This window comes from Taklimakanibacter deserti, from assembly GCA_003574785.1.
In genome coordinates this window covers 1-531 of record QORU01000087.1, presented here as the reverse complement: position 1 = coordinate 531, position 531 = coordinate 1, and the positions used below count along the sequence as shown (strand labels likewise).

Below are 531 nucleotides of genomic sequence, written 5' to 3'. Positions count from 1 at the left end.
CCAACGCCTCGCGCAGGAAGTCCCACAGCAGGCGTACCCGGGCCAGGCGGCGCTGCTCCTGGCGGGCGGTGATCCAGAACTGGTGGTCGTCATCCACCAGCAGCCAGGCACCGCTGATCGCCGGCCCCTCGCCCATCAGCGCATTGAGCCGGGGGCGGGTGAGATAGGCGCCCACGCCGAGGGGTTCGTCCACCAGGGCGGCCAGCGGCAGCATCACCTGGCGTCGCCGCCCCTCCATGATCGCCACCTCCAGCTCATCCCCCACCCGGGCACATCGCCGAGGGTCGGTTCGTGTCGATCCTGATCGCGGGGATCGGAAAAATGGTCAGCCATCCGTTGGTTCTCCTTGCTCAGGGGCCGGCCGTCTTCACGGCGTCCATGACGGGGTCGGGCTCGACCCTGAGGCGTACGTTGACGAGGGTCAGTCGCTGCTGGTCCAGGGTCAGGGTGCAGCCCGCGTCGGGGGGGCAGCCTGTGGTCTCGGCCAGGGGCGCTCCCTCCGGGCCCGTGATGCGCTCGGCGACCCCGGGG

At 71.0% G+C, this 531-nt stretch carries 2 protein-coding genes; both read right to left on the bottom strand.

The genetic code is table 11. The features are described 5' to 3' along the window. On the bottom strand, window positions 1-247 hold a 247-nt coding region (locus DS839_RS36095; protein WP_368912149.1), incomplete at its 3' end, for a hypothetical protein. Window positions 248-350: 103 nt separating this feature from the next. Further along, the coding region (locus DS839_RS37175; RefSeq protein ID WP_368912148.1) for a hypothetical protein at window positions 351-531 on the bottom strand (181 nt) is incomplete at its 5' end.